Annotated in this window: 14 protein-coding genes; 2 read left to right on the top strand and 12 right to left on the bottom strand. The window is 29.9% G+C overall.

Annotated features, from left to right (window positions below):
• Nucleotides 1-73 precede the first annotated feature (73 nt).
• On the top strand, nt 74-457 hold the full coding sequence (locus QK892_RS09185; protein WP_317273248.1) for a VOC family protein: 384 nt from the start codon (nt 74-76) through the stop codon (nt 455-457).
• 81 nt (nt 458-538) lie between these two features.
• Nucleotides 539-1,003, top strand: coding sequence for a GreA/GreB family elongation factor (locus QK892_RS09190; protein WP_317273249.1), 465 nt, complete (start codon nt 539-541; stop codon nt 1,001-1,003).
• A 64-nt stretch (nt 1,004-1,067) separates the two neighbouring features.
• On the opposite strand, the gene QK892_RS09195 is transcribed toward QK892_RS09190, so the two are convergent.
• The 12 genes from QK892_RS09195 to purE form a co-directional block, all read right to left on the bottom strand.
• Complete coding sequence (locus QK892_RS09195; protein WP_317273250.1) at nt 1,068-2,084, bottom strand: oxidoreductase; 1,017 nt, start codon at nt 2,082-2,084, stop codon at nt 1,068-1,070.
• A 149-nt stretch (nt 2,085-2,233) separates the two neighbouring features.
• Nucleotides 2,234-3,439, bottom strand: coding sequence for an FprA family A-type flavoprotein (locus QK892_RS09200; protein ID WP_317273251.1), 1,206 nt, complete (start codon nt 3,437-3,439; stop codon nt 2,234-2,236).
• 47 nt (nt 3,440-3,486) lie between these two features.
• Nucleotides 3,487-5,391 carry an acyl-CoA dehydrogenase family protein gene (locus QK892_RS09205; protein WP_317273252.1) on the bottom strand — a complete coding sequence of 635 codons (1,905 nt, stop codon included), beginning with the start codon at nt 5,389-5,391 and terminating at the stop codon, nt 3,487-3,489.
• Nucleotides 5,392-5,856: 465 nt separating this feature from the next.
• Entirely contained in the window at nt 5,857-6,822 is a 966-nt protein-coding gene (locus QK892_RS09210) for a tRNA dihydrouridine synthase (protein ID WP_317273253.1), read from the bottom strand.
• Nucleotides 6,823-7,021: 199 nt separating this feature from the next.
• Nucleotides 7,022-7,171 (bottom strand): hypothetical protein, encoded by a 150-nt coding sequence (locus QK892_RS09215; RefSeq protein WP_317273254.1) that lies wholly within the window; start codon nt 7,169-7,171, stop codon nt 7,022-7,024.
• Between the two features lie 160 nt (nt 7,172-7,331).
• Nucleotides 7,332-8,585: a phosphoribosylamine--glycine ligase gene (gene purD, locus QK892_RS09220; protein WP_317273255.1), complete on the bottom strand. Its 1,254-nt coding sequence runs from the start codon at nt 8,583-8,585 to the stop codon at nt 7,332-7,334.
• 160 nt (nt 8,586-8,745) lie between these two features.
• Complete coding sequence (purH, locus tag QK892_RS09225) at nt 8,746-10,248, bottom strand: bifunctional phosphoribosylaminoimidazolecarboxamide formyltransferase/IMP cyclohydrolase (protein WP_317273256.1); 1,503 nt, start codon at nt 10,246-10,248, stop codon at nt 8,746-8,748.
• A gap of 111 nt (nt 10,249-10,359) precedes the next feature.
• Nucleotides 10,360-10,968: a phosphoribosylglycinamide formyltransferase gene (gene purN, locus QK892_RS09230; RefSeq protein WP_317273257.1), complete on the bottom strand. Its 609-nt coding sequence runs from the start codon at nt 10,966-10,968 to the stop codon at nt 10,360-10,362.
• Entirely contained in the window at nt 10,956-11,957 is a 1,002-nt protein-coding gene (purM, locus tag QK892_RS09235) for a phosphoribosylformylglycinamidine cyclo-ligase (protein WP_317273258.1), read from the bottom strand. Before purM ends, purN begins: the two co-directional genes overlap by 13 nt.
• Before the next feature lie 21 nt (nt 11,958-11,978).
• The gene (purF, locus tag QK892_RS09240) at nt 11,979-13,385 is read right to left on the bottom strand and encodes an amidophosphoribosyltransferase (RefSeq protein WP_394855015.1); all 1,407 of its coding nucleotides are present in this window, start codon (nt 13,383-13,385) and stop codon (nt 11,979-11,981) included.
• Between the two features lie 147 nt (nt 13,386-13,532).
• Nucleotides 13,533-14,237 carry a phosphoribosylaminoimidazolesuccinocarboxamide synthase gene (gene purC / locus QK892_RS09245; protein ID WP_317273260.1) on the bottom strand — a complete coding sequence of 235 codons (705 nt, stop codon included), beginning with the start codon at nt 14,235-14,237 and terminating at the stop codon, nt 13,533-13,535.
• The gene (purE, locus tag QK892_RS09250) at nt 14,237-14,716 is read right to left on the bottom strand and encodes a 5-(carboxyamino)imidazole ribonucleotide mutase (protein ID WP_317273261.1); all 480 of its coding nucleotides are present in this window, start codon (nt 14,714-14,716) and stop codon (nt 14,237-14,239) included. The genes purC and purE overlap by 1 nt, the downstream gene beginning before the upstream one ends.
• Nucleotides 14,717-14,916: the final 200 nt, after the last annotated feature.

Genomic DNA, 14,916 nt, shown 5'->3' on the forward strand with positions numbered 1-14,916 from the left:
ATTATGAATTTATTAAATTATATTCTATTACTAAGTATAAATATAGCTATTATAAATTTAGGAGGAATAAATTATGAAGATAGAACATATAGCAATGTATGTAAATGATTTAGAAAAAGCTAAGGATTTTTTTGTTAAATACTTCGATGCGAGAAGTAATGATATCTATCACAATGAAAAAACCAATTTTAAATCTTACTTTTTAAGTTTTGAAAACAATACTAGACTAGAAATTATGACCAGACCTAATATGACTGATGTATCTAAAGATTTAGCAAGAACAGGTTTTATACATCTTGCTTTTAGTGTAGGTAGTAAAGAAAAAGTAGATATCCTAACAGAAATATTGAAAAATGATGGCTATGAGGTTATTAGTGGTCCTAGAACAACAGGAGATGGCTATTATGAAAGCTGTATTTTAGGAATAGAAGGAAATCAGATAGAGATAACTGTGTAAATTCTAACGAAATAAAAATTTAAATTTAACTATTTATGTTATATAATATGATCATGATATTTTAAGAGGTGATTAATTTCTATGAATAATACGCTTACTGTGGAGAACATAAAAAAGTTAAGAGAAGAATTAGAATATAGAATGACTGTAAAAAGGGCAGAAATAGCTAAAGAGAAAGCTGTAGCTGCAGCTCATGGTGATAGATCCGAAAATGCGGAATATAAAGAAGCTTGTGCTAACTATAGAGAAAATGATAATAGAATTCAATATTTATTAAATATGATTTCTACGGCTACTATTATAGCAGACGACGAAATAGATAAATCTGTATTAGGAATTAATAGTAAGGCTAGAATTAAGTTTATCGAAGATGATTTTGATGATGTTGTAACTCTAGTTACTGTTATGGATTCTGATCCTGAAAATATGTGTATTAGTATAGAGTCTGATCTTGGATTAGCCTTGAAAGGTAAATCAATTGGAGATATAGTTGAAGTAACAGCTCCTGAAGATAAATATACAGTTGAGATATTAGAAATATTATAATTCATAATAATTTAGGTGAATTCATTTTTTGAATTCACCTTTATATTTATTATTTATATAAACATTATCGTAAATTTTTAATACCTTCTTCTAGTATCTTTAATTGTAATAAAGTTTCTTCATCTTTTATTTTTTTATCTTTATTGTTTATTATGACTTCATATAAATCATCATATACCCTACCATAATCTCCATTTACAGATTTAACTTTTTCCTCATGAATATTTTTTTCATCATCTATATAAGTTAATACTCCATAATGCTCTAATATATCAACTCCAAAATCACTATTAGTTGGCATATAAAACATTTTCAAATGTTCTTCCTGTCTATCCTTACTTTCCTTGATAAAGCATCCTTTTTTACCATATACAATAAAACTAGGCCTTGGTTTTATTCTATAATAACTAGATTTAACTGATACCTTAATAGTTCCATAATATAAATCTAAATCAAAATAATCATTCATTCTACCTGTTCCAAGTAATTGTCTTACATCATAGTGAATGTTATCAGGTCTACCAAAATAGCTTATTACTTGATCTAAAGTATGACATCCATGTCCATATAAAAAAGATTCATATGGTGAAAATTTAAAATTGCCTTCTGGAATTTCTGGTCTAAAATAGTCAAAATGCATCTCTAATTCTAACAAATCGCCAAGTTTTCCTTCTTCAATAACCTTTTGAACCGTTAAGAAGTCACTATCAAATCTTCTATTTTGATAAGCTTGTACAATCAAATTTCTTGATTTTGCTAGATCAAATATTTCCTTAGCTTCATCATAAGTTTCCATAAAAGGCTTTTCCACTAAACAATGTTTATTATTTTCTAAAACTAATTTAGTATAATTATAATGACTATCTTGTCTTGTACAAACTACGATTAATTGTATATCTTTATCATTTAATAATTCATCTAGATTAGACGTATAGTTTACCCCATCTACTCTATCCCAGGCCTCATTCTTAGGGTTTCTTTGATAAATAGTTTTTACCTTTATATTTTTTCTTTGAAGTACAAATGGTAAGTGATATCTATTTGTACTTTTCCCATTCCCTATATATCCTATAGTAAGCATTCTCTTCCTCCTAATTTTTACTTTTATATTATTATATCAAATAGTACATAGAAATAGCAGTTTTCTATAATAAAGCTAATAATTAAGTGTATTATTATAAAAAAAAGTCTGCAATAAAGTATTGCAGACTTTTTATAAGTATTATTATTTTATTGTTTATTCATAGATTCAATTACACCATCAACAAGCGCATCCATATCTACAAGATTATCTTCCTTCATTGAAGATACTAATGAAATCTTGTCATCTAAGATTTCCATTCCCTTCATTCCATCTAGGAATGATTCTATTAACTTACCTGACTTAGTAGCCCATGAACCATTTTCAATAAGAGCAAAAGTTCTATTTTTTAGGTTAAGAGCTTTCATATCTTCTAAGTAATTGTGCATTAATGGATAAATTCCTAAATTATATGTTACTGATGCTAAAACAATATGACTAACTCTAAATGTTTCAGCAATTAATGTAGATACATGAGTATTTGATACATCATACATAACTACATTTGTTATTCCTTTTTCAACAAACTTAGTTGCTAATGCATTCGCTGCTGATTCTGTATTTCCATACATTGATGCATATACTATCATTACAGCCTTGTCTTCTGGCTCATACTTACTCCATTTATCGTGTTTGTCAATAAAATATCCTAAATCTGTACGCCAAACTGGACCATGTAATGGGCATATCATCTTAATATCAAGAGCACTTGCTTTTTTAAGTAATGCTTGCACGTGAGGACCATACTTACCAACTATATTAGTATAGTATCTTCTTGCATCATCAATCCAATCACGTTCAAAATTAACTTCATCATTAAATAACTTGCCATCTAATGCTCCAAAAGAACCAAATGCATCAGCTGAGAAAAGAATTCCATCCTTAGTATCAAAACTAACCATAACTTCTGGCCAATGAACCATAGGCGCAGTTATAAATTTAATTTCATGTTTACCAAATGATTTTGTATCCCCATCTTTAACTTCTATTTCTCTTCCATCTACATTAAAACCAAATTGTCTCATTAACAAGAATGCTTTTTCTGTAGCAATAATTTTTACTTCTGGATAACGTATAATTATTTCTTCAATAGAAGCTGCATGGTCTGGTTCCATATGATTTATTACCAGATAATCTAATTTTCTATCTTTCAAAACAGCTTCAATATTTTCTAAAAATTGCCTAGATATTGCCCAATCTACAGTATCAAATAATACTGTTTTCTTATCCAATAATAAATATGAGTTATATGAAACTCCTCTTGGAATTGGATGAATATTTTCAAATAGAGCTAGACGTTTATCATTGCCGCCTACCCAATAAAGGTCTTCAGTTACCTTTCTTACACAAAACATAAATTAATCCTCCTTTTGACTATGAAAATTTAAACTTTAGCTAAAGATTATGCCTCTATAAAATTAGATTTTTCTTCACCACAATCAGGGCAAATCCATTCTTCTGGTAGGGCTTCAAATAGAGTTTCTGGTACTACTTCATTTTCCTCATCACCTACTGCTGGATCATATAAATATCCACAACCACTACATACATGATACTTCCATGTAGGTGCAGTCTTCTTAGGAACCTGTCTCTTCATCTTCTTCATAGGAGGAGCTTCCTTCTTAGGTTCTCCATTATCTAACGCAGCTGTTAATAATGGCATTATTTCCATCATATCGCCAACTATACCATAATCCGCATTCTTAAAGATTGGCGCATTCGGATTATTATTGATAGCAACAATAGTTGTCGCATCAGTAATTCCTTTTAAATGTTGTCCAGCGCCTGATATACCGCATGCTATATAAAGATTTCCATTAAATTTTTGTCCAGACATTCCAACATAACGATTTAAAGGTAAGTATTTCAATGACTCAGCTACAGGACGTGATGATCCAATAGCAGCACCCACTTGAATCGCTAAAGCTTTTGCTAATTCCATATTTCTTTCTTCTCCAATTCCTTTACCTACACTTACTACACGATCGGCCTTTGATATTGGAGTGTTTATGTCAATTCCCACAGTAAAGTCATATCCATCAGCCTTTAACGCCTCAACAAGCTTGTCTACATTTTCTTTAGCTGTACCTTCCTTAAATATAACCTTCTTACGCGCACCTGTCAATGGGTCAGCCTTCTTCTTAGCCTTCTTATCATTCTTTGGCATCCTTCCAATTATATGTGATGCAATAACTACTCTTTGAATTTCATTAGTTCCTTCATAAATTGTACAAATCTTAGCATCTCTATAAGCTCTTTCAACTTCCATACCTTTTAAGTATCCTGATCCACCAAAGATTTGTAATGCATCATTAACTACTTCTAAGCATATATCTGAAGCATACATTTTAGCCATAGCAGCTTCCATAGCATATGATTCATGATGTTCTTTTAAGTCAGCAGCACTATATACCAATAGTCTTGCAGCTCTTATTTTAGTTGCCATATCTGCTAATTTAAATGAAATACCTTGTTGCTGCGCTATAGGTTTTCCAAATTGAATTCTTTCTTTTGCATATGCTAAAGCGTTTTCATATGCACCTTGTGCTATTCCTAGAGCTTGTGCTGCTATTCCTATACGCCCACCATCTAAAGTTTGCATAGCTATTTTAAACCCTTCGCCTTCTTTTCCTAATAAGTTTTCCTTTGGAACCTTAACATTATTGAAAACTAATTCTGCAGTTGAAGAAGAACGAATACCAAGTTTGTCGTAATGATCACCAAAAGTAAATCCATCCCAACCTTTTTCAACTATAAATGCACTTATACCTTTAACTCCAATGTCTGGGGTAGTAACCGCAAATACAACATATGTATCAGCTTTATCTGCATTAGTTATGAATATCTTATTACCATTTAAAATATAATAATCTCCATCTAAGACAGCTGTTGTTTCTGTTCCGCCTGCATCACTTCCTGCATTAGGTTCTGTTAATCCAAAAGCACCTATTTTTTCACCTTTTGCTAACGGCACTAAATATTTTAGTTTTTGTTCTTCAGTTCCAAATGCAAATATTGGGTAACTTCCTAAAGATACATGTGCTGATAAAATAACTCCAGTTCCACCATCAACTCTTGAAAGTTCTTCTACAGCGATAGCATAACTTATAACATCATTGCCTAAGCCGCCATATTCCTTAGGATAAGGAGTTCCCATAACACCCATTTCACCTATTTTTTTTACAACGTCTGTTGGAAAAATACTTTCCTTGTCCCACAAAAATGCCTGTGGACGTATTTCCGCCTCTGCAAATTCTCTTATTTTTGCACGAAAAGCTTCGTGTTGGTCTGTAGTCTTAAAAAACATAACCTTGCCTCCTTTTTTTTAGTGTTTTGTTTTATAAAAACACATTTGCATTATTGATAAATGCTAAACTTTTTCTGCAAATATTAAAGTATAAATAAAAGATACTTTAACAAACTTCGTATATTTTCTAATAATAATTATTATAAAACTAGTAATATTCATTGTCAATTTTTTCTGAAAATATTTACAATTTCATATTTTTTATATATTCTATTTATTATTATTAGTAAATTTATCCACTCTCTTTTTTTAAAATAACAATATTTCAAATGTTATTTTTTTACTTTCTAAATATATTATGCAAAAAATTTCCTTTTTTATATTTTTTTCTTCAAACGTTATTTTTAGATGCATTTTTATACCCTTCAAGTTTTATAATTAATAAAAAAAAGTTAGGCTAACACCTAACTTTTAAATTGTTAAAAAATATATAAACACTATTATTTGTATGGAGGTTTTCTAATATTATTTATTATCACTAAAAAGACCAGCACCTTTTATTATATCTGCTTCTCTAAATAAACTTAAAACTGCTTCATTATAATCCTCAATCCTCTGAGCCTTTTTTATTCTTTTTATATATTTTTTATTATCAGAAAAAATATATATCATATAGCCCCATAACTCTTTCATTCTATAAATAGCATTTTTATCTTCATTAAAAACTTCCCTATAATTATCTAATATTTCATCATGAAATTCTTTCAATACATTTTTATCTAAAAACGTCTTATCTTTAATTTCATTTAATAATCCAGGATTAGCTAATATGCCTCTTCCTAACATCACTTTCTCTACTTTTGGAAAATCATCTATAAGATTATCATAATCTTTAGATGTAAAAATATCACCATTATAACATACTGGATTAATACTCAAGTTTAAAGCGTCTTTAAATACATCTAAATTTGGTTTATTCCCATAGAAATCTTCTCTAGTTCTAGGATGAATTATTAATTCCTCTACAGGATATTTATTATAAATTTTCATAAGTTCATAAAATTCATCAGGGCTATCTTTTCCTATTCTAGTTTTTATAGAAATTTTCATATCATGAATTTTAAATATTTCATCTAAAAATTTATCAAGCTCTTCCCTTTTCGCTAAAAAACCTGACCCTCTATTTTTTGACACAACTGTTCCAGATGGACACCCTAAATTTAAATTAACTTCATTATATCCTAATTGTTGTAACTTTCTAGACGTGTTTATAAATCCTTCAGAATCATTAGTAAGTATTTGAGGGACAACATTTAGTCCTTTATTATTCTCGGGCAAAACATCTCTTAGTTCTTTAGTTTTAAAACTTTTACTTGTATTAGGAACGATAAAAGGGGTGAAATATTTATCTATATTCTTAAAATACTTATTATAAGAATTTCTATATACATGTCCTGTAATTCCTTCCATTGGTGCTAAATAATATTTCATAAAATATAACTCCTTTTCATTTATACTATAGTGATTATATCAACCTTCCTTTTACTTCTCCATATATTTTACTATAATTATAGAGTTTATTATTTAACTAAGCTTCATTTCATCTTATAAAAAAAATTAGAGTTGCCTACGACAACCCTAATTTTATAGCATATTAACTAAAACCGAAATTTTTTAGACATATCGTTATCTAAAACTTAGGACTTATTTCTGAAGCTTGAATTCTCTTTAAATCCTTTTGTCTTAGTCTCGTTTCTTCCATTATTTTATCCCAAGACTCACCCGCTATCATCATTTCCTTAGCTCTAGAATAAGCTTGATTTCTATTTTCTCTATTCATACTTTCCTCCAATAATTTTTTATAGTTATTTATAATTACTTTTGTAACTCATTTATATTATTGAGAAAAATCTTATTATTTATTACAATATTTTTTATTTTTAATATTATTCTATTTTCAAATATTAGTGAAACAGTAGCTCTACATTTTCAACTTTATATTATAATAGTCCTATATCTTTTCTAAAATATCTATCTTTGAACTGAATTTTTTTGATTGCCCTATATGCATCCTCTCGTGCACTATCAATAGTTTCACCTACTCCAATAACCGAAAGTACTCTTCCACCATCTGTTTTTAAAACTTCATCTTCAATCTTCGCACCAGCTAAAAAAACTTTATTCTTTACTTCTTCATCTATTTTTATTTCATATCCTTTTGTAAAACTTCCCGGATAACCTTTTGAAACTAATACAATATTTACACAAGTACCAGTCTTCCATTTAATTTCTACATTATGTAGTTCTTCTATTAATGATGCTTCTATAAGTTCAAGTAAATCACTTTCCATCAAATTAAGAACAGATTGAGTCTCTGGATCTCCCATTCTTACATTATATTCTAAAAGATATACACCTTTCTTAGTTATCATTAAGCCAAAAAATATAATACCTTTAAAATCAAACCCTTCTTCTTTTATACCAACTAAGGTTCTATTCATAATATTTTCTTCAAATTCTTTTAAAACCTCATTCGTCACATATGGATTTGGTGCTAAAACACCCATCCCTCCGGTGTTCGGACCCTTGCCTCCATCAAAAATTTGTTTATGATCCTTTGCTGAGATAAATGGAATAATATTCTTTCCATCAGTAATTGAAAGAATTGATGCTTCAACTCCTTCTAAAAATTCTTCTATCACTATTTTTTCTCCAGCGCCTTTAAAAATATCATCTATCATAAATGATTTTATTGTATTTATTGCTTCTTCTTTATTTTCACAAATAGAAACACCTTTACCTGCTGCTAATCCATCTGCCTTAATTACTATTGGATAATTACATTCTTCTAAATAATCCAAAGCTTTAGCAGAATCATAAAACACTTCGTATTCAGCAGTTTTAACCCCATATTTTTTCATAAAATCCTTTGAAAAACTCTTACTTCCTTCAAGCTTTGCTGCTCTCTCACTTGGTCCAAAAATCTTAAGTCCTTTAGCGTTAAACTTATCTACTATCCCCTTAGTTAAAGGTTCTTCCGGCCCAACCACTGTTAAATCAATTGAATTATTTAAAGCAAATTCAATAAGTTCATCTATATCATTTATACCTATATTTATATTTTCACATTTAGATTCTATAGCAGTTCCCCCATTGCCAGGAGCTACATATATTTTTTCCACCCTATTATTCTTAGCAAATTTCCAAGCTAATGCATGCTCCCTACCACCAGAACCAATTAATAATATTTTCATCAAATACCCCCCTATAATTAATGAATAATGCGTAATGCATAATGCATAATTAATGATGAAATTCCTAAGGAATTTCTTAAATTTAATAACTCAACTCTGTTGAGTTATTTCCACAATTATCAATTATGCATTATGCATTATTAATTGCACTAATCTTCGATTAGTGCTTGAAGTGTCTTATTCCTGTAAACACCATGGCTATTCCATGCTCATTACACGCATCTATAGATTCTTGGTCTCTAATTGAACCACCCGGCTGAATTATAGCTTTTATTCCGTTCTTCGCACATTCATCTACTACATCTCTAAATGGGAAGAAAGCATCTGATGCTAATACATAAGCCCCCTCACCTCTTTGAAGTGCTTCTTCTGTAGCCCATATTCTATTAACTTGTCCACCACCAATTCCAATTGCTACTCCATCTTTTATTGTAACTATCGCATTAGATTTTACATATTTAACTACCTTCATTCCAAATATTAAATCTTTCATTTCTTCAGCAGTTGGAACTTTTTCAGTAACTACTTTTAAATCATCAATTAATTTATAATCCTCTTCTTGAACTAAAATACCACCATCTACAGTTACCATATACTTTTGAGCTTTTGGTTTATTAGTACATTTTATTACTCTTAAATTCTTTTTACCTCTTAATATTTCTAAAGCATCTTCATCGTAATCTGTTGCTGCTACCACTTCTAAAAATGTTTTAATCATTTCTTCTGCTGTTTCTTTATCTACTTTTCTATTTATCGCAACTATTCCCCCAAATATTGATGTTGGATCTGCATCATGAGCTTTTTTATAAACTTCAAAAGGTGTTTTCCCTATAGCAACTCCACAAGGAGTATTATGTTTAAGGCCACAACAGGAAACTTCTTCAAATTCACATGCAACCTTCCAAGCAATATCTAAATCTTTTATATTATTATAAGATAATTCCTTACCATTCAATATTTCAAAACTGTTCATTGCTCCATCAAATTCATTAGAGCTATAATAAGCTGCACTTTGATGTGGATTCTCTCCATATCTTAAGCTTTGTTTTTTCTTATATGAAATAGAAAGATATTCTGGATATTCTTCATCTTCAAGTAAGAAATTTGATATAGCCGCATCATAAGCACTAATTAAATTAAATACTTTTCCTGCTAATTTCTTTCTTAATTTTACTGAAACATCTCCAGTTTCATCAATTTCCTTCATAACTACTTTATAGTCATCTTTATCAGATATTACAACGACATCTTTAAAGTTTTTAGCAGCTGCTCTAAGCATAGTCGGTCCACCAATATCAATAAATTCTACTTTTTCATCAAAGCTTAAATCTTCTCTAACCTTTTGGAAGAAAGGATATAAATTTACTATAACCATATCTATTGTTTCTATATTTCGTTCCTTAATTGTCTTCATATGTTCTTCATTGTCTCTTATAGCAAGAATACCAGCATGGATATATGGGTGAAGTGTCTTTACTCTTCCATCTAACATTTCCGGAAAATTAGTAACCTCATTAACTTCTATTACTTTAATGCCATTTTCCTTAAGATGCTTATATGTCCCACCAGTAGATATCACTTCCACTCCTTTTTCTTGCAAAAACTTAGAAAAGTCTAAAATTCCCTCTTTATCGAAAACACTAACTAAAGCCCTCTTTATCATAAAAACCCCTCCTAATTAATGGATAATGCATAATGCGTAATGCGTAATTATTGTTGAAATTCCTTCGGAATTTCTTTCATTTTACATCTATTACTTCTTCACTATTAACTATTAACTTATTCTTGTTTTTCCATTTATAATTTCCACTTTATTTTTGCTTATTAAATCAATTGCCTTAGGCAATAATTTATGTTCTTTTTCTAATACTCTTTTCTGTAATTCTTCTTTTGTATCTTCAAAATATACTGGTACTACTTCTTGAAGAATTATTGCTCCGCCATCAACTTCTTCATTAACAAAGTGCACTGTACATCCTGTAAATTTAACTCCTGAATTTATTACTGCCTCATGTACTTTTAATCCATACATCTTAGGTCCACAAAAACTTGGTATTAATGATGGATGAATATTAATTATTTTATCTTTAAATTCTTTTAATATATCGCCTTGAAGGATTGATAGATAGCCTGCTAAAACTATTAAATCAACTTTCCCCTTAGTTAATTCTAGAATTTTATCGCATGTTTTATTTCCATACTCATATTTAGATATTATATAATTTTTTATCCCCTTAATTTTTGCTCTTTCTAGTGCATATATTCCTTCTCTACTTCCTATAACCATTTCTATTTTACAATTTAATGTTCCATTATCTATAGAATCTATAATTGATTGAAGGTTTGTACCTCCCCCAGATGCAAGTACTGCTATCTTAAACAATAGCCTTCACCTCCAGATGTTATATAGCCTATTTCATAAGCTTTTTCTCCCATTTCAATTAACGCTTTTTTAATGCTATCCACATCTTCTTCATTAACACATAATACAAATCCAATCCCCATATTGAATGTATTATACATATGATTCTTATCAACACCTTTTTCAATTATTTTCTCAAATACTAAAGGTAATGGATAACTATCTTTCTTTATAACCGCTGTTAACCCTTCTTCATTAAACATTCTTGGAATATTTTCAATAAATCCTCCCCCTGTAATGTGAGCCATTCCCTTTATTTCAAATCTTTCTAGTAATTTTAAAATTGGCTTCACATAAATCTTTGTAGGTGTTATCAATGTTTTCCATGCTTCTTTTCCATCTATCTCTTCATTTAAATCTGTAAATAACTTTCTTACTAAAGAGTATCCATTTGAATGTAATCCTGAAGATGCAATTCCAATTAACTTATCTCCCACTTTGATATTTTTTCCATTAATTATCTTATCTTTATCCACTATTCCAACTGCAAATCCAGCCATATCGTATTCTCCAGCTCTATAAAACCCTGGCATTTCTGCTGTCTCCCCACCAATTAAAGCACAATCACCTTGTACGCATCCCTCTGAAACTCCTTTAACTAAATCAGCTGCCACTTCTGCTTCAAGCTTTCCACATGCTATATAATCAAGAAAAAATAATGGCTTAGCCCCATGACATAAAATATCATTAACGCACATAGCTACACAATCTATACCAACGGTATCATATTTTTTAGTTTTAAATGCAATATCAAGTTTTGTTCCTACTCCATCTGTTCCTGATACTAAAACTGGCTTTTTATATCCTTCAGGAAGTTCAACCATCCCTGCAAAACTTCCAAGACCATTCAATACATATTCACTCATGGTCCTACTTGCATATTCTTTTATTAATTTTACTGATCTATATCCCTCTTCTATATTAACTCCTGCTTCTTTATAAGTTATCATTTCACACACTACCTTTCAGAGTTATTTTGCTCCTTCTATTGGAGTTGCTACTGGATAAATACCATTAAAGCATCCAACACAATATCCACAATCCTTTTTGAAGCATCTATACATTCCTTCCATACTTAAATAACTAAGTGTATCTGCTCCTATGGCTTCTCTAATTTCTTCTATAGATTTTTTTGCTCCAATTAATTCACTTCTATATGGAGTATCTATTCCAAAATAACATGGAAATTTTACTATTGGAGAAGCAACTAAAAAATGTACTTCTTTAGCACCTGCTCGTCTTAAGGAATCTACCAAATACTTTGAAGTAGTTCCTCTTACTATAGAATCATCAATTAATATAACTCTTTTACCATCTATATTTACTTTTAATGGGTTTAACTTAACTGCTACAGCTTTTTCTCTAATTTCTTGAGATGGAGTTATGAAGGTTCTTCCTACATATCTATTTTTTATAAAACCTGTGTCATAAGGTACTCCTGATGCTTTTGAATATCCAATAGCTGCTGGTATGCCCGAATCTGGAACAGCTACAACTATATCTGCCTCTATTTTATGTTCTTTATATAATTCTTCACCAGCTCTTACTCTTGAATAATGAACATCAAGCCCATCTATAATAGAGTCTGGTCTAGCAAAATATATATATTCAAAGGCACATGTTTGACATTGAGTATTTTCAGAATACTTATAAGATTTAATTCCATTATTATCTATTATTATAATTTCACCTGGCTCAATATCTCTAACCAACTCTGCCCCTATTGCATCTAATGCGCAACTTTCTGATGATAAAACATATCCATCCTCTATTTTCCCAAGGCATAAAGGTCTTATTCCATGAGGATCTCTAACACCTATAAGTTTATCTTCAGTTAGTATTACCATTGCAAAAGAGCCTCTTACAGCTTGGATAGCATCAAATATCGCTCTCTCTATTCCCTTTTTAGCACCTCTTGCTATTAAAGTAGCTATTACTTCTGAGTCTATAGAAGTTTGAAAAATATGCCCTCCATCTTCTAATAATTCTCTTATTACATCTGCATTTACTAAAGTCCCATTATGAGCCATAGCTATAGACCCAAGCTTCGACTGACTAAGCAGTGGCTGAGCATTTTCAATCCTAGTATCACCACAAGTTGAATACCTAACATGCCCAATCCCAATATTTCCTTTGAGCTTAATTAAATTTTCACTAGTAAAAGCCTCTGTAATAAGTCCCATACCCTTATGAATATCAATTGATTCTCCATTTGAAATTGCTATCCCAGCACTCTCTTGTCCTCTATGTTGTAATGCATATAATCCATAATATATCATAGATGAAACATCAAAAGATTTATTTGAATAAACTCCAAAAACACCACACTCTTCTCTAAATTTATCATTACTAAGATCAAAATCTAATTTAGAGTTCAAAAAAACACCCCCAACTTTAATTAATAATGAATAATGCATAATGGATAATTATTGTTGAAATTCAGCCTTGCTGAATTTCTGAAAATTGAATTTTAATAACTCAGCTATGCTGAGTTATTACCTTAATTATGCATTACGCATTATGCATTATTTCTGTATTCTATTTAATATTTCCACATAAGCATCTTTTACATTTCCAAGGTCTCTTCTAAACCTATCTTTATCTAGTTTTTCCCCTGTAGTTGCATCCCAAAATCTACATGTATCTGGTGATATTTCATCTGCTAATAATACTTCCCCATTATATCTACCAAATTCCAATTTAAAATCTATTAGTCTAATATTTTGTTTAATGAATAATTCCTTTAGTATTTCATTGATCTTAGCAGTAATTTCATAAATTTCATTTAATTCCTCAAATGTAGTTGCACCTATTCCAACTGCATGATAATCATTAATTAATGGATCTCCAAGGGAGTCATCTTTGTATGATAATTCAAACACTGTTGTTTTTAGTTCGTATCCTTCTTCTAATCCTAACCTCTTAGCCATTGAACCAGCCGCTACATTTCTAACTATAACTTCTAATGGAACTATCTCAACTTTCTTACATAATTGTTCTCTATCATTCAATTTTTTAATGAAATGTGTTTTAATTCCCTTTTCATTTAACATTTCAAATATCATTGAAGTTATTGAGTTATTTAACTCACCTTTATCTTCTATTTGTCCTTTTTTCTCACCGTTAAAAGCAGTAGCATCATCTTTATAAAAAACTATAACTTCATCTTCCTTATCTGTAGCATATATTTTCTTTGCTTTTCCTTCATATAACATTTCTAATTTTTTCATTATAACTCTACTCCTTGTCCATTTTCTTCTATAAATTTCTTTTTCATATCTAATCTAAATTGTTTTAATTTTTCTCTTAAAGATTCATCCTTTATAGCAAGCATTTGAACTGCAAGCATGCCAGCGTTATAACTGTTATTTATTCCTACTGTAGCTACTGGAATTGATTTAGGCATTTGAACTATTGAAAATAAAGAATCTACCCCTTCAACAGCCCCATTAATTGGAACACCTATAACTGGCATAGTTGTTTGAGAAGCTATAACACCTGGTAAATGTGCTGCAAGACCTGCTCCTGCAATAACTACTTCACATCCAATTTCTTCTGCTTCTCTTAATGTTTCAGTTAGTTTTTCAGGAACTCTGTGCGCTGATAATATATATGCTTGAAAATCAATATCAAACTCTCTTAAGCAATTTGCAGCTCCCTTCATCACATCAGTATCAGATTTACTTCCAAAGAATATTGCTACTTTCATATAAAAACCACCCTTTTATTAATTATTAATGCATAATTGATAATGCATAATTGTTGAAATAATTCAGGCAAGCTGAATTATGAAAATTTATAAATTTAAGGAATTTAAACATTAATTATTTCATTTCTTCATGCTGATTTCGCTTTATCAAAAATGCTAATCCCTATTTCATTCTTTCATTTCTCTTTTGCGTATGCAAA

This window comes from Clostridium lamae (assembly GCF_033043255.1).
In the GTDB taxonomy this organism is placed as follows: domain Bacteria; phylum Bacillota; class Clostridia; order Clostridiales; family Clostridiaceae; genus Clostridium; species Clostridium lamae.

Bases quoted from the DNA above. Each gene is read 5' to 3' on its own strand.
- purE (WP_317273261.1), bottom strand. From the start codon at position 14,716: ATGAAAGTAGCAATATTCTTTGGAAGTAAATCTGATACTGATGTGATG.
- QK892_RS09185 (WP_317273248.1), top strand. From the start codon at position 74: ATGAAGATAGAACATATAGCAATGTATGTAAATGATTTAGAAAAAGCT.
- QK892_RS09210 (WP_317273253.1), bottom strand. From the start codon at position 6,822: ATGAAATATTATTTAGCACCAATGGAAGGAATTACAGGACATGTATAT.
- QK892_RS09200 (WP_317273251.1), bottom strand. From the start codon at position 3,439: ATGTTTTGTGTAAGAAAGGTAACTGAAGACCTTTATTGGGTAGGCGGC.
- purC (WP_317273260.1), bottom strand. From the start codon at position 14,237: ATGAAAAAATTAGAAATGTTATATGAAGGAAAAGCAAAGAAAATATAT.
- purH (WP_317273256.1), bottom strand. From the start codon at position 10,248: ATGATAAAGAGGGCTTTAGTTAGTGTTTTCGATAAAGAGGGAATTTTA.
- purD (WP_317273255.1), bottom strand. From the start codon at position 8,585: ATGAAAATATTATTAATTGGTTCTGGTGGTAGGGAGCATGCATTAGCT.
- purM (WP_317273258.1), bottom strand. From the start codon at position 11,957: ATGATAACTTATAAAGAAGCAGGAGTTAATATAGAAGAGGGATATAGA.
- QK892_RS09195 (WP_317273250.1), bottom strand. From the start codon at position 2,084: ATGCTTACTATAGGATATATAGGGAATGGGAAAAGTACAAATAGATAT.
- QK892_RS09190 (WP_317273249.1), top strand. From the start codon at position 539: ATGAATAATACGCTTACTGTGGAGAACATAAAAAAGTTAAGAGAAGAA.
- QK892_RS09205 (WP_317273252.1), bottom strand. From the start codon at position 5,391: ATGTTTTTTAAGACTACAGACCAACACGAAGCTTTTCGTGCAAAAATA.
- QK892_RS09215 (WP_317273254.1), bottom strand. From the start codon at position 7,171: ATGAATAGAGAAAATAGAAATCAAGCTTATTCTAGAGCTAAGGAAATG.